Annotated in this window: 12 protein-coding genes, 4 tRNA genes and 1 pseudogene; 14 read left to right on the top strand and 3 right to left on the bottom strand. The window is 40.3% G+C overall.

Annotated elements, in window-relative coordinates; translation table 11 throughout:
• Window positions 1–3: 3 nt before the first annotated feature.
• Window positions 4–1,998 carry an excinuclease ABC subunit UvrB gene (gene uvrB / locus ACFI34_RS06635; protein ID WP_462672888.1) on the bottom strand — a complete coding sequence of 665 codons (1,995 nt, stop codon included), beginning with the start codon at window positions 1,996–1,998 and terminating at the stop codon, window positions 4–6.
• The gene (locus ACFI34_RS06630) at window positions 1,995–3,371 is read right to left on the bottom strand and encodes an MATE family efflux transporter (protein ID WP_462673055.1); all 1,377 of its coding nucleotides are present in this window, start codon (window positions 3,369–3,371) and stop codon (window positions 1,995–1,997) included. The genes uvrB and ACFI34_RS06630 overlap by 4 nt, the downstream gene beginning before the upstream one ends.
• A 1,053-nt stretch (window positions 3,372–4,424) precedes the next feature.
• Between ACFI34_RS06630 and ACFI34_RS06625 the strand changes: the two genes are divergently transcribed.
• The 13 genes from ACFI34_RS06625 (at window position 4,425) to ACFI34_RS06565 (ending at window position 15,826) form a co-directional block, all read left to right on the top strand.
• Window positions 4,425–4,501: transfer RNA gene (locus tag ACFI34_RS06625), tRNA-Asn, on the top strand.
• Window positions 4,502–4,522: 21 nt separating this feature from the next.
• A tRNA-Asn gene (locus tag ACFI34_RS06620) sits at window positions 4,523–4,599 on the top strand.
• Window positions 4,600–4,620: 21 nt separating this feature from the next.
• Window positions 4,621–4,697, top strand: a tRNA-Asn gene (locus ACFI34_RS06615).
• Window positions 4,698–4,721: 24 nt separating this feature from the next.
• Window positions 4,722–4,798 (top strand) — tRNA-Asn (locus tag ACFI34_RS06610).
• A 150-nt stretch (window positions 4,799–4,948) separates the two neighbouring features.
• A complete protein-coding gene (locus ACFI34_RS06605; protein ID WP_462672887.1) occupies window positions 4,949–6,892 on the top strand; it encodes an EAL domain-containing protein in 1,944 nt (647 codons plus the stop codon).
• Between the two features lie 265 nt (window positions 6,893–7,157).
• The gene (gene rsxA, locus ACFI34_RS06600; RefSeq protein ID WP_008134172.1) at window positions 7,158–7,739 is read left to right on the top strand and encodes an electron transport complex subunit RsxA; all 582 of its coding nucleotides are present in this window, start codon (window positions 7,158–7,160) and stop codon (window positions 7,737–7,739) included.
• A gap of 1 nt (window position 7,740) precedes the next feature.
• Window positions 7,741–8,295 carry an electron transport complex subunit RsxB gene (gene rsxB / locus ACFI34_RS06595; RefSeq protein WP_462672886.1) on the top strand — a complete coding sequence of 185 codons (555 nt, stop codon included), beginning with the start codon at window positions 7,741–7,743 and terminating at the stop codon, window positions 8,293–8,295.
• Between the two features lie 8 nt (window positions 8,296–8,303).
• Window positions 8,304–10,646 carry an electron transport complex subunit RsxC gene (gene rsxC / locus ACFI34_RS06590; RefSeq protein ID WP_462672885.1) on the top strand — a complete coding sequence of 781 codons (2,343 nt, stop codon included), beginning with the start codon at window positions 8,304–8,306 and terminating at the stop codon, window positions 10,644–10,646.
• Window positions 10,643–11,701 carry an electron transport complex subunit RsxD gene (gene rsxD / locus ACFI34_RS06585; protein ID WP_462672884.1) on the top strand — a complete coding sequence of 353 codons (1,059 nt, stop codon included), beginning with the start codon at window positions 10,643–10,645 and terminating at the stop codon, window positions 11,699–11,701. Before rsxC ends, rsxD begins: the two co-directional genes overlap by 4 nt.
• The gene (gene rsxG / locus ACFI34_RS06580; RefSeq protein WP_462672883.1) at window positions 11,698–12,339 is read left to right on the top strand and encodes an electron transport complex subunit RsxG; all 642 of its coding nucleotides are present in this window, start codon (window positions 11,698–11,700) and stop codon (window positions 12,337–12,339) included. Before rsxD ends, rsxG begins: the two co-directional genes overlap by 4 nt.
• Entirely contained in the window at window positions 12,336–13,034 is a 699-nt protein-coding gene (locus tag ACFI34_RS06575) for an electron transport complex subunit E (protein ID WP_462672882.1), read from the top strand. The genes rsxG and ACFI34_RS06575 overlap by 4 nt, the downstream gene beginning before the upstream one ends.
• A gap of 42 nt (window positions 13,035–13,076) precedes the next feature.
• Window positions 13,077–13,709 (top strand): endonuclease III, encoded by a 633-nt coding sequence (gene nth / locus ACFI34_RS06570; RefSeq protein ID WP_462672881.1) that lies wholly within the window; start codon window positions 13,077–13,079, stop codon window positions 13,707–13,709.
• A 206-nt stretch (window positions 13,710–13,915) separates the two neighbouring features.
• Entirely contained in the window at window positions 13,916–15,826 is a 1,911-nt protein-coding gene (locus tag ACFI34_RS06565) for an aminotransferase class V-fold PLP-dependent enzyme (protein WP_462672880.1), read from the top strand.
• A gap of 279 nt (window positions 15,827–16,105) precedes the next feature.
• Here the strand turns inward: ACFI34_RS06565 and ACFI34_RS06560 are convergent, their stop codons facing one another.
• Window positions 16,106–16,456, bottom strand: coding sequence for a response regulator (locus tag ACFI34_RS06560; protein ID WP_462673054.1), 351 nt, complete (start codon window positions 16,454–16,456; stop codon window positions 16,106–16,108).
• A 238-nt stretch (window positions 16,457–16,694) separates the two neighbouring features.
• Between ACFI34_RS06560 and ACFI34_RS06555 the strand changes: the two are divergent.
• Window positions 16,695–16,964 (top strand): annotated as a pseudogene (locus ACFI34_RS06555) (transposase); the annotation flags it as partial.

The following is a 16,964-nucleotide window of genomic DNA, read 5'->3' as shown; positions in this document are numbered from 1 at the left end:
TTTTTAATTAATCAACTGTTGTTGTAGTTCGTGTATTTCGTCGCGCACAGAGCCCGCCTTTTCAAATTCTAAATTACTCGCATACGCGTGCATTTTAGTTTCAAGCTGCTTGATTTGCGCTGCAATTTCTTTCGCGCTAAGCACCTTTTTAGACTCTTTGCGAATAAGTTGTAGGTTATCTTTAGGGCCAGCCTCTTCCCCTACATCCATCACATCAAGAATCTTTTTAGCCAAAGCACGTGGCTCTATGCCGTTATCTATATTGTATTGATGTTGGATTTCGCGCCTGCGGCTTGTTTCATCTATCGCTTTTGCCATAGATTTAGTCACTTTATCGCCATATAAAATAGCACGGCCATCTAAGTGACGCGCGGCACGACCAATAGTTTGAATAAGCGAGCGCGTTGAACGTAAAAAGCCTTCTTTGTCGGCATCCAGTATCGCAACCAGCGCCACTTCAGGCATATCTAAACCTTCTCTTAGTAAGTTAATGCCAACTAATACGTCAAATACCCCTGCGCGTAAATCACGAATTATCTCTACGCGCTCTACAGTATCTATATCTGAATGCAAGTAACGCACTTTTACGCCGTGTTCACTTAGGTAGTCGGTTAAATCTTCAGACATACGTTTAGTAAGCGTAGTAACTAATACGCGCTCACCTTTATCAACACATTGGTATATTTCTGACAATAAATCATCAACTTGGTCGCCAACGGGCCTTACTTCTATAAGCGGGTCTAAAAGCCCTGTTGGACGAATAATTTGCTCTGCAACTTCCCCGCCACTGCGCTCCATTTCAAAGTCGCCAGGCGTTGCCGATACATAAATGGTTTGCGGAGCAATGGCTTCAAACTCTTCAAATCTAAGTGGGCGATTATCCATGGCTGAAGGCATTCTAAAACCATATTCTACAAGGTTTTCTTTTCGGCTTCTGTCGCCTTTATACATAGCGCCAATTTGCGACACCGTTACATGGGATTCATCAATAATCATTAATGCATCATCAGGCAGGTAATCAAGCAATGTTGGTGGCGGATCGCCAGGAGTTCGCCCCGATAAATATCGACTGTAGTTTTCTATTCCCGAGCAATAACCCAACTCGGTCATCATTTCTATATCGTATTGTGTCCGCTGTGCTATGCGCTGCTCTTCTACCAATTTATTGGCACTTAACAATTGGGCCCTGCGATCTTTTAGCTCTATTTTTATATTTTCAATTGCGCCAAGAATTTTTTCTCGCGGAGTTACATAGTGCGTTTTAGGATAAATAGTGGCACGCACAATATGTTTTTCAACTGCACCTGTCAGCGGATCAAAAATACTCAAGCGTTCTATTTCGTCGTCAAACATTTCTACACGCACTGCATATGTTTCTGACTCTGCAGGAAATATGTCGACCACTTCACCGCGAACCCGGTATGTACCTCGGCTAAACTCTATGTCGTTACGGGTATATTGTATTTCGGCTAAGCGGCGAAGCATGTCACGCTGATCAACTTTTTCGCCAACTTTTAATAGCAACATCATTTTCATGTATGACTGGGGGTCACCCAAACCATAAATAGCCGAAACCGATGCAACAATAATGGTATCGCGGCGTTCAAGTAGTGCTTTAGTAGCACTTAAACGCATTTGTTCTATGTGCTCATTTATTGAGGCATCTTTTTCGATAAACGTATCGCTCGATACAACATAGGCCTCTGGTTGGTAATAGTCGTAATAAGAAACAAAATATTCAACGGCATTTTTTGGGAAAAACTCTTTCATTTCACCATAAAGCTGTGCAGCCAACGTTTTATTGTGGGCCATAATAATTGTTGGGCGATTTAAGTCGCTAATAATATTAGCCATGGTAAAAGTTTTACCCGTACCTGTAGCCCCTAACAATGTTTGATGAGCAAGCCCGGCCTCTAAACCTTCGCACAACTGCTTTATTGCGGTGGGTTGATCCCCTGCTGGTTTAAACTGTGATTTTAACTGAAAATGATCACTCAACTATTGCACTCCTGTAACGACTGACTGCTCAAACACTCAAGCTCTTTTATAAACCATTTATACGCTACCAATGCGGTAAATAAATTACCGACAGCAGCACCTATAAATAATCCCGTTAACCCTGCAAAATGACTACCTAAATAAGCAAACGGAACATAAAAAATAAACAACCGAATAACACTTAAAAACAGTGCGTTCATTGGTTTATGCAAAGCATTAAACGATGAGTTTGATAATATGATCACACCTTGCAGACCATAACTAAGTGGAATGATATAAATAAAAAGTTTAATGACATCTATAACCGCTTGCTCTTTACCAAATAACTGACTTATAACGCCAGAAAAAATAATCAGTAAAATATAAATTATGAACTGCCAAACCATGACAAACTTCAATGTCCCTTTGTATGCATCCTTCACTCTACATAACTTTCCAGCCCCAAAATTTTGACTAACAAATGGAGGGAGTGTCATTGATAAGGCAAGAACTAAAATACTTGCAATAGACTCTATTCTGCTACCAACACCAAACGCGGCAACAGCCTCAGGACCATGATTAGCAACAAGTGCCGTCATTACTGCCATTGCAATTGGTGTAAGCATATTAGCACTTGCGGCAGGTACACCTATTTTTAATATTTTGCGGATTGACCCCATAACTGTTTGTGACCCAGCTTTTAAACTAAGTAACCGTTTTGCTATTAAAATATATAAGATAATAACAACAGCCACAGCCCAGGCTATTACACTTGCAATTGCAGCCCCTTGTATACCCATAGCGGGTATAGGACCAAAACCAAATATAAACATGGGGTCGAGTATTGCATTTATAAGCCCTGCACCTCCCATTACGATACTGGGCGTTTTAGTATCGCCACTGGCACGTAATACGGAGTTACCAATCATTGGTGTGATTAAAAATACACTGCCAATAAACCAAATATTCATGTAGTCATGAATTAACGGCAGCACCTGCTGCCCTGCCCCTAATAATGTAAATACAGGGTCAATAAGTAGATAACCAATAAGCGATAACGTAAGCACCAGTGCAACAGCCACCAATATAGAGATGCTGGCATCAAACCGGGCTTCATCTATTTTGTTACTGCCTAATGCTTTTGCAATGACAGCTGAGGTACCTATTCCTAATCCTATAGCCAAACTAATTACAGTAAATGTAACAGGGAATGTAAAACTCACTGCGGCAAGGGGCTCAGTACCTAACAAGCTAATAAAAAAGGTATCAACAATATTAAACATCATTAACATGATCATGCCAAAAATCATTGGAACAGTCATGGTTTTCAACGTGGGCAAGATAGGAGCATTTAGTAAATCTGGGCGAGTCTTGGGATTTTGTGTTGCGCGCATGAAATAAATAGCCTCTTTTACTGAGTTGATCATTTTAAAGCATCAGGGCAATTCAAGCCACGGATTTATCAATAGATTTAATGCAACAAAACCGCTTAAAGCACGCCCTCAAAGTAAACATTGTTTTTTAAACGGTATTGTTAAAATAGCGGCTTAACGCGCCAAAAAACAATTAAGACACATAATTGTTACTTTTATTACAAAACACACGCGTTACCTGATGCTTTTTTACACAAATCTACTTTTAGATTTATCGTAACGAAAAATTCCACTCATCGTATCACACACAATAAAACAAAAACCTTAAATCATTGTTTTTAAATGAAATAAAAATAATGTTTTAAAAGCTTGAAATCGTTGTAGCACTCTAAATTACTGGTGCTGCTGATGTTTTTAAAGTTTCATAAACAGAGTTATCCACAGAAACCGTGGATAACTCATTGGACCCCGCATTTATAAAGGGTTTAAGAGAGATACACTTTTACTCCTGACTTAAAAAGTTATGAGATTTGCTTTTATATTGTTTTATAACCTTTGCAAACCTATTTCATCAGGTTAATAAATTTTATTTACAATGTGATTATTAGGCTAACCTGTTTTCAGCATTAATAATTGCAAGTCATTGATTGTATTAATTATGAGCACCTTTGCTTTTACTTGCGTATATGGTTAGGTGCTAAAATTACAAACGTTATAAAGCATACGCTTTAGATTTTATTATTTCGGATTAAAAAATACCCTAACGTCAGATTTTTGAGTATAAATAGCTAAAACCAAGAGTCAGTACTTTTTAAATTTGTGTTTTAAACAGACTAAATCATTTCAAAGTCGTATTTTATTTACTCAATTGGCTATAGCAAACGATCACTCAGCGCTAATTAACTACTAATGGTTTTATTGAAAGTCCAATAAATGGTTTCAAATAAAGCTATAAAACACGCAGATTGCACATAAAAACAACGAATAAACCTCTTTTTTTAATTTATGACTTTTATATGTTGACACTTTGCAGCGCGGTCATTAATATTTCGCCCCGTTGAAAGGCAAGACGCTTCCCCCTTAGCTCAGTTGGTTAGAGCGACGGACTGTTAATCCGCAGGTCCCCCGTTCGAGTCGGGGAGGGGGAGCCAAGCTTTTTAACCATAAACGATTCCCCCTTAGCTCAGTTGGTTAGAGCGACGGACTGTTAATCCGCAGGTCCCCCGTTCGAGTCGGGGAGGGGGAGCCAAGTTTATGTATATGATGTAGTTCCCCCTTAGCTCAGTTGGTTAGAGCGACGGACTGTTAATCCGCAGGTCCCCCGTTCGAGTCGGGGAGGGGGAGCCAATATCATACAAGTCAAAATTTAGTTCCCCCTTAGCTCAGTTGGTTAGAGCGACGGACTGTTAATCCGCAGGTCCCCCGTTCGAGTCGGGGAGGGGGAGCCAATTCTAAGAATTCCATAGACATCCACTACTATTTCCACTACCCTTCTATCCTATAACTAAAACATTGATTAAAAACTATTAAATGTTGCATTTAGTTAAATAATCAAGGACTTGATTCCTTTTCTTTGTAATATCAAAAAGATTGAAAAAATGGCTGGATTTAAAAAACTTATTTTAATACAAATAATATCTTGGTTATTGTGTGTTGCAGCAGGAAGCTACTTCATTTCAGTGGGCTTTGATAATGCGGTGAGCGAAGCACAAAAAAGTGCTCAAGTAACCGTTAGTAAATATATAAATGAGCTTTCTATAAACGATATTTCTGCAGAAAACTTAAAAAAATCAATTGCAAACGGCAATACCTTTTCAAACTTCACGCTTAGAGATTATCAAGGCGCGGAAGTGTTTAGTATCAATTCGTCGTCAGAGCTGCCAGCATTCGCCGAGTTTATTCAGTCTCAATTTAACTCTATACGCCCTCAATTTGCTGTCAATGATGCAGCAGACGTTAAAGTAGAGTTTACACTCAACATCCGCCAGTTAGCCGAACAAGTTCAAACTGCCCTCTTTATAGTTATACTAATTTCTGCCGTGTTGGTGATCATTCCTATCATCTTACTTAAGTCAATTTTTTATCAGCTGAATAATAATATCAGCACTACGGTATCTGACATCATAGATATTTATATTAATCAAAACCAAGTTGATGACGATCTACAAACTGCGCTCGATAGCTCTAGTCTCAAAAAGCTGGGGAAAGATTTAGTTCCAAGCTTTAACCGGTTATCGCACTTTTTAAAGTCTAAAAGTCAAGATATACAAAATGCTGCAATGAGCATAAAACAAGAAGCCTACAAAGATGTCATTACTTCTTTGGGTAACCGAAATATGTTTGTAGAGTATTATGAAAAGCATATCGAGAACTGCGAGCAAAGTACGTTTGGCTCGCTAGCTATGGTGCGCTGTAGTGAGTTACAAGCAATTAATCAAAGCCGTGGCTACCAAAAAGGTGACGAGTACGTAAGGGGTGTTGCTGATATAATTAAACACTTGAGCGGCACTTATACTGGCAGCCAATTGTTTAGGCTAAACAGCTCTGACTTTGCAGTTATTTTACCGCATACACCGCTTAAAGAAGCCGAGCGTTTTGGTGAAAACTTACAGTCCCGCTTCACTCAATATCAACAAAACCAAGAATTAAGTTCTGTGGCAAATACCGGCATTGTGGGTTACGAAAAAGGTAAACCATTAGGCGAGCTACTTTCGGTGGTTGATAACGCAATGAGTATGGCTCAGTCTAAGCAAACTAATGCATGGCACGTGCAACGCGAAACCGATTTAGTTAACAATGTGAGCGCAGGCTTTGGTAACCAAAACTGGCGTAAAGTAATAAACGAAGTTATTGAATCAAAACGTGTGCATTTAGTAATGCAAAATATTATGCCTTTGGGTAAAAGCATTAAGGCATACGCTGAGATACAGGTTAGGTTTAAAACCGAAGATAACCAAATGCTCCCTACTGCATCGTTTTTAGCCATGGCTGAGAAGCTTGATATGGCAATAGAAATCGACCGCCTTATAATTGACTCATCGCTTGAAAAAGTGAAAAGCCGTAACTTATCCGAGAAATTCTTTGGCTTAAATGTAACGGCCTCAAGTGCACATAACGACCAATTTGTTATTTGGTTAGAACGTCGCCTGTTAAAAGATACCCATATAGCATCTAAACTCGTTTTCGAAGTAAGTGAGTTTGGTTTACAACAAAATATTAAAGCCAGTAAACGCTTTATTGATATGATTCACCGAGTAGGTGCACGCATTACCGTTGAGCGATTTGGCGTCGGTTTAACTTCATTCAAGTTTTTCCGTGATTTAAAACCCGATTTCATAAAAATGGATGCCAGTTACACTCGCGGTTTAGAGGACGATAAAAATAATCAATACTTTATGCGTTTAATGGTGGATCTAGCACACAGAATTGGAGTGAGTGTATTTGCCGAAGGTGTAGAGAGCCAAGAAGAAAAACACATAATAGAAACTCTGTGCTTAGATGGCGTTCAAGGCTACTACATCGAAAAGCCGAAAGATATTTAACTACCTATTTTAAGAAAGAGCACCTGTTGCTCTTTTTTGTTTATGCCCCCTTTATTTAGCGCTACGGTGATCACTGCCCCCCTTAAATTAGTAAGATTAAAGTCATCATGTTAAAGAAAAAAGCATGTCTATCTCATAGTTCTGTTACATCATCATTACTACCAGTTAATTTAATGATGTTTATTTAAATGATAATCACTGCACATGTTGTTAATCAGGGCAGAAAAAAGGATAATACACGGGACTTTAAAAGCGCGAGGCTCGCATGACTGAATATGTATTGTTATTGATTGGAACCGTTCTAGTTAATAACTTTGTGTTAGTACAATTTTTAGGCTTATGTCCGTTTATGGGTGTATCAGGAAAACTTGATACAGCAATCGGCATGTCTTTAGCTACCACCTTTGTACTTACGCTTGCTTCAGTAACTAGTTACTTGGTTAATCAGTATATTTTAATCCCTTTGGATATAGAATTTTTACGCACCATGAGCTTTATTTTAGTTATTGCCGTTGTAGTGCAATTTACAGAAATGGTGGTACGTAAAACAAGCCCTACACTCTACCGTTTATTGGGTATATTTTTACCACTTATCACTACAAACTGTGCAGTACTAGGTGTTGCTTTACTTAACATAAAAGAAGACCACTCATTTTTACAATCAGCAGTGTATGGCTTTGGTGCTGCGGTTGGCTTTTCATTAGTACTCGTACTATTTGCAGCTCTGCGCGAACGCCTTGCTGCTGCTGATGTTCCTACACCTTTTAAAGGTGCCTCTATTGCTATGATAACCGCCGGGCTTATGTCTATGGCGTTTATGGGCTTTACCGGATTAGTGAAATTTTAATATGACCTTGTTTTATGCCTTAATTGCGCTTGGCTCACTCGCGCTGGTTTTTGGGTTAATTTTAGGCTTTGCTGCAATACGCTTTCGCGTAGAAAGTAGCCCCATTGTTGAACAAATCGATACCATTTTACCGCAAACGCAATGTGGTCAATGTGGTTACCCGGGGTGTCGCCCCTACGCAGAAGCAATTGCCAATGGGGATGAAATTAATAAGTGCCCGCCTGGCGGTGAAGCCACGATGAAAAAGCTCGCTGGCCTAATGGGCGTTGATGAAAAACCCCTTGCCGGTGGAGAGCAAGCCGAGCCAATTAAAACCGTTGCATACATACGCGAAGACGAATGTATTGGCTGTACAAAATGTATTCAAGCCTGCCCTGTAGATGCCATTGTAGGTGCGACTCGCCAAATGCATACCGTTTTAATAGACGAATGCACAGGTTGTGATTTATGCGTTGAGCCCTGCCCTGTAGATTGTATTGATATGCTGCCGGTTGCTGAAACAAAACAAAACTGGAAATGGCAGTTAAATGCTATTCCTGTTACACAAATAGATTAGAGGTTTGAGTGGATAAATTACTTGAACAAATACAAAAAGGTACTGTTTGGAAATTTCCTGGCGGCGTGCACCCTCCTCAGCAAAAATCACTTTCTAACAGTGCGAATATTGCTCGCCTCCCACTACCTGACAAACTTGTAGTTGCGCTAAAACAACACATTGGCGCTAATGGTAAATTACTTGTAGAAAAAGGCCAACGCGTACTTAAAGGTCAAGCCTTAACTAAACCCGTTGCTAACTGGTCTGTACCAATACATGCTCCTAGTTCGGGTATTATTACAGAAATAGCGCCAAAGCCCTCGGCTCACCCGTCTGCACTGCCAGAGCTAAGTGTTGTTATTGAGCCTGATGGAAAAGACGAGTGGTGTTCACTTAACCCAATAAGTGAGCCAAAAACACTAAGCCATAGTGAGTTAGTTGATATAATTCATCAAGCGGGTATTAGTGGCATGGGCGGCGCTGGTTTTCCAACTTATATCAAGGCAGATACAAAGCAAAAAATAGACTTCTTTATTGTCAATGCTGTGGAATGTGAACCCTATATAACCGCTGACGACACGCTAATGCGTGAGCACGCTGCTGAAATTATCCAAGGCATTGAATTAATGCAGCAACTTTTAGACCCAACAGTTTGTATTGTGGGCATAGAAGACAATAAGCCAGAAGCTATTGCAGTAATGACTAAAGCGGCTGAACATAACAACAAAATTATTGTTCAAACCGTGCCAACAGTTTATCCCTCCGGCGGCGAAAAACAACTAATAAAACTGCTGACTAATCGTGAAGTACCCAGCATGGGGATTCCTGCTGATATTGGTGTACTTATGCACAATACAGGTACCCTTTATGCCGTGCAACAAGCTGTTTACGAAGGGAAACCTCTTATAGAGCGAGTGGTTACAGTAACGGGTAACACTATACACAAACCAGGTAATGTATGGGCTTTGTTGGGTACAGAAATAAAGCACCTGCTCGACTGCCAAGGGTTTTCGCCAGTACCACAACAGCGTGTTGTAATGGGTGGCCCAATGATGGGCTTTACATTGCCCACCGTACGGATTGGTGTCATTAAAACGACAAACTGTATTTTAGCGCCCGACCATAAAGAACTTGCAGAGCCCGGCCCTGAAAAAGCCTGTATACGTTGTAGTGCCTGCGCAGACGCCTGCCCAGCTTCATTATTACCTCAACAATTACAGTGGTTTGCAAAGTCTAAAGAGTACGACAAACTCCAAGAACATAACTTGTTTGATTGTATTGAATGTGGAGCCTGTGCATATGTTTGCCCGAGCGAGATCCCGCTTGTTCAATACTACCGCGTAGCCAAAGTTGAAATAAAAGAACAACAAGCTGAAAAAATAAAAGCAGATAGAGCAAAAGAACGCTTTGATGCGCGAAAAGAGCGTTTAGAGCGTGAGCAAGAAGAGCGTAAAAATCGTCATAAGCGCAAGGCACCAGCTAAGTCTGATGATGAAAAACAAAAAGTAGCGGATGCCCTTGCCCGTGTTAAAAACAAATCGAACGATGGGAATGAAAAGTCAGCCGTTGCTGCTGCAATAGCTCGCGCAAAAGCCAAAAAACTTGAAGGCCAAAATACAGAGATTGAGCCAGATAATAGTGAAGTAGCTAAAGAGCGTGCACTGCGCAAAGAGCAAGCTCGCAAATATAAAGAGCAAAAAGAGCTTTCGGAAGAGGCTTCAACTCCTAACGACAAAAAGTCTGCAGTCGCTGCCGCAATTGCACGCGCTAAAGCTAAAAAAGCGGCACAATTACAAGATGAACAAGCTAATACCAATGACGCTGAAACAGCCATGCCTGTCGATGACAAAAAAGCCGCTGTTGCCGCAGCGATTGCACGTGCTAAAGCTAAAAAGGCTGCAAAAGCGGAAGAGACGCAAAACGAACCTGAAAAGCAGTCAGAAGCTGAAACACAGGTCGATGACAAAAAAGCCGCTGTAGCCGCAGCGATTGCACGTGCCAAAGCTAAAAAGGCTGCAAAAGCCGCAGAGACGCAAAACGAACCTGAAAAGCAGTCAGAAGCTGAAACACAGGTCGATGACAAAAAAGCCGCTGTTGCCGCAGCGATTGCACGTGCTAAAGCTAAAAAAGCTGCAAAAGCGGAAGAGACGCAAAACGAAGCTGAAACACAGGTCGATGACAAAAAAGCCGCTGTTGCCGCAGCGATTGCACGTGCTAAAGCTAAAAAGGCTGCAAAAGCCGCAGAGACGCAAAACGAAACAGAAGAGCAACCAGTACAAACAAGTGAAGATAAGAAAAAAGCCGCTATTGCCGCCGCCGTTGCTCGTGCCAAAGCAAAAAAGTTACAAAAAGAAGGAAATGATCAGTCATGAAATTAACCATGGCCAGTTCGCCGCATAATCATAGCCATAAATCGGTTACTCGGTTAATGCTAACCGTTATTGCTGCGTGTATTCCTGGACTTGTTGCCCAAATACTTTTTTTTGGTAGCGGCGTACTTATTCAGCTTGTACTCGCCTTAGTGGCTGTCACTGTTTTTGAAGCTGCAGTAATGCTAATACGTAAGCGAGCAGTATGGCCAGCACTCAGTGATGGTAGTGCATGGTTAACCGCTGTTTTATTAGCCCTAAGCATTCCGCCATTAACACCTTGGTGGATTGTAATTATTGGTTGTTTATTTTCCATTGTTATTGTCAAGCAACTTTATGGTGGCCTTGGTTTTAACTTATTTAACCCTGCTATGGCAGCTTATGTTTTACTCCTCGTGTCGTTTCCTGTGCAAATGACAGCGTGGTTACCCATAACAGATCTAGCCAGTAACCCTATTGGCTTTACAGAACAATTACGGCTTATTTTTACGGACTTTACCTCTACTGGTTATAGCTTAGACCAAGTACGTGCTGGTATAGATGGCACTACAATGGCAACGCCACTAGACATCATTAAAACAGATGTAGCTCATGGTTTAACAGTGAATGAAAGTATGCAAAAACCTATTTTTAACGAATGGGCCGGCCTTGGTTGGATGTGGGTTAATCTTGGCTTTTTAGCTGGCGGCTTGTATTTACTAAAAGAAAAAGTAATTAACTGGCATATTCCTGTCAGTTTTATTGGCAGCTTAGCATTATGCAGTGCTATTGGTTACATAGTAGCACCTGGCACAGAGCCGGGTACCATATTTCACCTATTAAGTGGCGCAACTATGATGGGTGCATTTTTTATTGCAACTGACCCTGTGTCGGCCTCAACCACAAATAAAGGTCGCTTGATTTACGGTGCACTAATTGGGTTATTTGTTTATTTAATTCGTACTTTTGGCGGTTTCCCTGATGCGGTTGCCTTTGCAGTACTCCTGCTAAATATTGCCGTACCCCTTATTGACTTCTACACACAACCACGTACTTATGGCCATGGAGCAGTAAAATGATTGTTTCATCTATGGCAAAAAATGGCGCTATTTTAACTGCGTTCGCCCTTGTAACTACTGGGCTAGTGGCAACTATTGATGCACTAACGGCTGATAAAATTGCAGAGCAAGAGCAACTATACTTAACATCACAATTGCACGAAGTACTTGACCCAACTACCTACGACAATGACTTATCCAAAGACTGTATCGTTATTACGGATGAGCGACTAGGACCATACAATAAGCAAGTTATTTACCGAGCACGAAAAAATAACCAACCCGTCGCCCTCGTTGTTAGGCACGTCACACCAAACGGATATAGCGGTGATATAAGGCTGTTAACCGCCATATTACGCGATGGAACCGTAGCGGGAGTACGTACGACCAAACACGAAGAAACACCGGGGTTAGGCGATAAAATAGAAATTAAAAAGTCATCATGGATCACCACATTTAAAGGCTTAACGGTGCACAGTGAAGACGATAACCGCTGGGCTGTAAAAAAAGACGGCGGCCAATTTGATCAATTCACTGGAGCAACAATTACACCTCGTGCAGTTGTAAATTCAGTTAAAAACGCCGTATTATTTGCGCAAAATGAGTTTGATACTATTTTTACAGCCCCAAGTAGTCGGTGTGAAGAGGTAACGCAATGAGTGAAATAAAAACACTGTATAAAGATGGAATGTGGGTAAACAACCCTGCTCTTGTTCAACTTTTAGGGCTTTGCCCGTTGCTTGCTGTAACTTCAACGGTTACCAACGCACTAGGCTTGGGGCTTGCAACCCTTCTGGTATTAATTGGATCTAATGTTAGCGTATCAATTGTAAGAAACTGGGTACCAAAAGATATTCGTATCCCTGTTTTTGTAATGATCATTGCAGGCTTTGTAACCATCGTTCAGTTACTGATGAACGCCTACACCTTTGGTTTGTATCAATCGCTGGGAATATTTATTCCTCTGATTGTAACTAACTGCGCAATTATAGGCCGCGCTGAAGCGTACGCCTCTAAAAACCCGATTCATTTATCCGCCTTTGATGGCTTAATGATGGGACTTGGGTTTATGTTTGTACTGGTTGTGCTGGGTGCAATGCGAGAACTTATAGGCCAAGGTACATTATTCGACAGCGCCGATTTATTGCTTGGCCCTTGGGCACAAAGCTTACGCATTGAAGTGTTTAACTTTGACAATCAGTTTTTGCTTGCTATTTTACCACCTGGCGCATTTTTGGGGCTTGGGTTACTCATAGCCGCTAAAAATATGATTGATGCACAAATAAAATCAAAACAAACTGCACCACCAGAAGCCGAAAAAGGCCCTCGTGCACGTGTTACCAGCTTAACTTAAGGGGAAACGTACTACTTTCAATAGTAAGTACGTTTAAGTTATATGAACAAAGAAAAACGCTATCAAATACTTACACGCTTACGCGATAACAATCCAAACCCAGAAACGGAGCTTGAATACTCAAGCCCGTTTGAGTTGCTTGTTGCTGTTACGCTCTCAGCGCAAGCTACTGATGTTGGTGTTAATAAAGCAACCCGAAAACTATTCCCTGTTGCTAATACACCACAAGCCATTTTAGATATAGGCCACGATAAACTCCGTGATTATATAAAAACCATTGGCCTATTTAATTCAAAAGCAGCCAATGTTTATAAAATGTGCCAAATATTGGTAGATAAACACAACAGCATCGTTCCCGAAAACCGAGAAGCGCTAGAAGCCCTACCCGGTGTTGGCCGAAAAACAGCAAACGTTGTACTCAACACAGCCTTTGGCTGGCCGACAATAGCCGTCGACACTCACATCGACCGTGTATCAAACCGTACTAAGTTTGCGATGGGAAAAAATGTTGTAGAGGTTGAGAAAAAGCTCGAAAAAGTGGTCCCTGCAGAATTTAAAGTCGATGTACATCACTGGCTGATTCTTCACGGCCGTTACGTGTGTACCGCCCGTAAGCCTAAGTGTGGCAGCTGTATTATTGAAGACTTGTGTGAGTTTAAAGATAAAACAGAGTAAAAGGTAAGTTTGCGTATATCAAATCAACTCTTCACTTTAAAGCAGCTGTTGAACATTCGCTTGCGTGAGCTTTTTCTGTAAATGACACATCAAACATAGACATGCATAAAGTAGAATTAATGCACATTTGCAAAGTATTGATTTCACAAGTGCCAATGCATTGGTTATGCTACTGAGTATTATAAGCTTTTATTACGAAAATCCTTATGTTGCCTTTACTGCGTATATTATTAATTGAGCAAGACCAATCCACTTTAAAAGAGTTGTCTACAAATCTCTCTAAAGCGATACCAAATTTTGAGCGAGACGATATCCATATCGATATTCTTGAGCGTTTTACGCTTAAAGATGCGATAACAAGTGTTGAAGAAGATGGTGATATTCAGGCTGTTGTACTTAGTTGGGATTTACAAAACAAGGTTGGCGAGCGAACGTATAGCCGCTTTATTGAGCAGTTAAAGGCCATTCGATTAGAACTTCCAGTTTATGTAATTGGCGATGATACTAAAGGACTTGAAATAGTTAACGAGTCAGAAGAAATTGAGTCGTTTTTCTTTAAAGACGAGGTTATTTCTGACCCCGAAGCTATTTTAGGCTATATGATCAATGACTTTGACGATCGTTCAGAAACCCCGTTTTGGACTGCGTATCGCCGTTATGTTGGCGAGTCGAACGATTCATGGCACACACCGGGCCACAGCGGCGGCTCTAGCTTCAGAAACTCGCCGTATATTAAAGACTTCTATCAATTTTATGGCCGCAATGTGTTTGTTGGCGATTTATCGGTATCTGTCGATTCCTTAGGCTCTTTATCTGATAGCACCAATACTATTGGGCGTGCTCAAGAATCTGCGGCGGCAACGTTTGAGGTAAAGCATACCTACTTTGTAACTAACGGGTCTTCTACTTCAAATAAAATTATTTTACAAACCCTGCTACGCAAAGGTGATAAGGTCATTATTGACCGTAATTGTCATAAATCTGTTCATTATGGCATTTTACAATCAGCCAGTTTACCCATTTATTTATCGAGTATATTAAACCCTAAATATGGTATTTTTGCGCCACCTTCGTTAGCCGATATAAAACAAACAATAGAGCAAAATACCGACGCAAAACTACTGGTGCTTACCGGCTGTACTTACGATGGGTTGTTAAGCGATTTAAAACAAGTTGTGGATTTTGCCCATCAACACGGTATTAAAGTATTCATTGACGAAGCCTGGTTTGCTTACTCTTTGTTTCACCCGAGCCTGCGTTACTACTCAGCCATTCATGCTGGAGCCGATTATGTCACTCATTCAGCACATAAAGTGGTATCGGCGTTTTCACAGGCGTCTTATATTCATGTGAATGATCCAGACTTCGATGCAGACTTTTTTAGAGAAATTTACAGTATTTACGCCAGTACATCCCCCAAGTATCAGCTTATTGCCTCGCTTGACGTATGCCAAAAACAATTGGAAATGGAAGGCTATAAATTACTTAATGCTTTGTTAAACCATGTCGACGAATTTAAACAACAAATGGCATCGTTGAAATACATTAAAGTGCTAGGTAAAGACGATTTTATGGAAATATTTCCACACTTTAGTGAAGATAATATGGGGCACGATCCACTAAAAATCCTAATCGATATTAGTGAATTACCCTACTCATTAAAAGACATTCATAAATTTTTATTAGATGAAATTGGCCTAGAAATAGAAAAATACACTCACAGTACAATTTTGGTGTTATTAACGCTTGGTGGTACTCGTTCGAAGATTATTCGTTTATACAATGCATTGAAAAAACTTGATAGTGGGAGAGTAAAACTAGCCAAATCAACAAGGCGCTCTCGCTTGCCAGAAAGTTTACCAGCCATCGATTTAGCGTGTATTCCAGGCGATGCTTTTTATGGCGAACGCGAGTCGGTGCCTATTGCTAAAAGCAATAATCGTATTTGTGCTGGCTTAGTTACCCCCTACCCTCCTGGTATACCGCTATTAGTTCCGGGGCAACACATCACTGAAGAACATATCGAATACTTAAAAGAGCTTGCCGGGCAAGGGTTAACTATTCAAGGTAGCTTTGATGGTGAAATTTATGTTTTAAAAGGTAAAGTAGAAAAATAACGAGTAGTGTACCCACTCGCTTAATTAAGTGATCTATTTTGAGGCTTGAAAACGTGTTGATAGCTAGGCAAAAATATCGGTATTTAGTTGCTCTAAATGAGCACTTTTACGCAAGTAGCGACGCGTTTAGCCCCGAAAGATGATTAAATATTTTGTGGATTGGTATTATATACAATATTTTTCGAGGAATTAGTCAGCAGTTTTTAAATACTGCTGACGTTATTTTCAAAATCAAATACTCTCTATTGGTCAGGCCTTATTTAATATAGCCAACATTAATTAACCGTTTAAATACAAACAACGCCTGAGTGTACCATATAACTCGTTGATATCGATTGGTTTAGGAACATGACCAATAAAACCTTGCTGGTAGTAATGTTTTACGTCTTTATCCATTACATTGGCTGTTAACGCAATAATGGGTATGTGCGGCAGAATTGCTTTTATCCGTTGATTGGCTTTAATCCCATCCATAACCGGCATATGAATATCCATAAATACCAAATCAAACAACTCTAGTTGAACAGCCTCAAACGCAAGTAAACCATTTTCGACAATTGTGATCTCGGCATTCGTTTTAGCCATCATGGCTTTAATCAACACTTGGTTAATATTGTTATCTTCAGCAATAAGTATTTTTTTACCCTTTAAATTAGGTGCTTTAAACTATTTTTTAGGGGCTTTATCTGCTGTGTTATTTGCTTTTGGTAGTGGTAATTTAACCGTGACAGTTGTACCAAGCCCTTGCTTACTTTGGATATCGATTTCGCCACTACATGTTAACTAAACTATGTAGTGGCATAGTTAATTTGGCCACCCATTAAGAAAGAAATGTTATGCTAATAAGCATACAAATTTGGGTGAAAAAATGACGAAATTAAAACGCGCAACGTATTCTGCTGCAATCAAATTAGAAACAGCTCAGCTTGTAGTTGACTAAGGCTACACAAGAAGATGCAGCTAAGGCTATGGGTGTTGATAAATCAACTGTAAGTAAGTGGGTAACTCAATTAAAGCAAGAGCGGAATGGCCAGACACCCACAGCTTCACCAATGACACCCGAACAAATTGAAATTCGTGAACTTAAAAAGCAAATTCAACGCATTGAATTAGAAAAGGATATATTAAAAAAGGCTGC

The sequence above is a fragment of the Pseudoalteromonas sp. PSi26 genome (assembly GCF_054960575.1).
The sequence above is the reverse complement of the archived record's forward strand: the minus strand, read 5'-3'. Positions and strand labels throughout refer to the sequence as shown.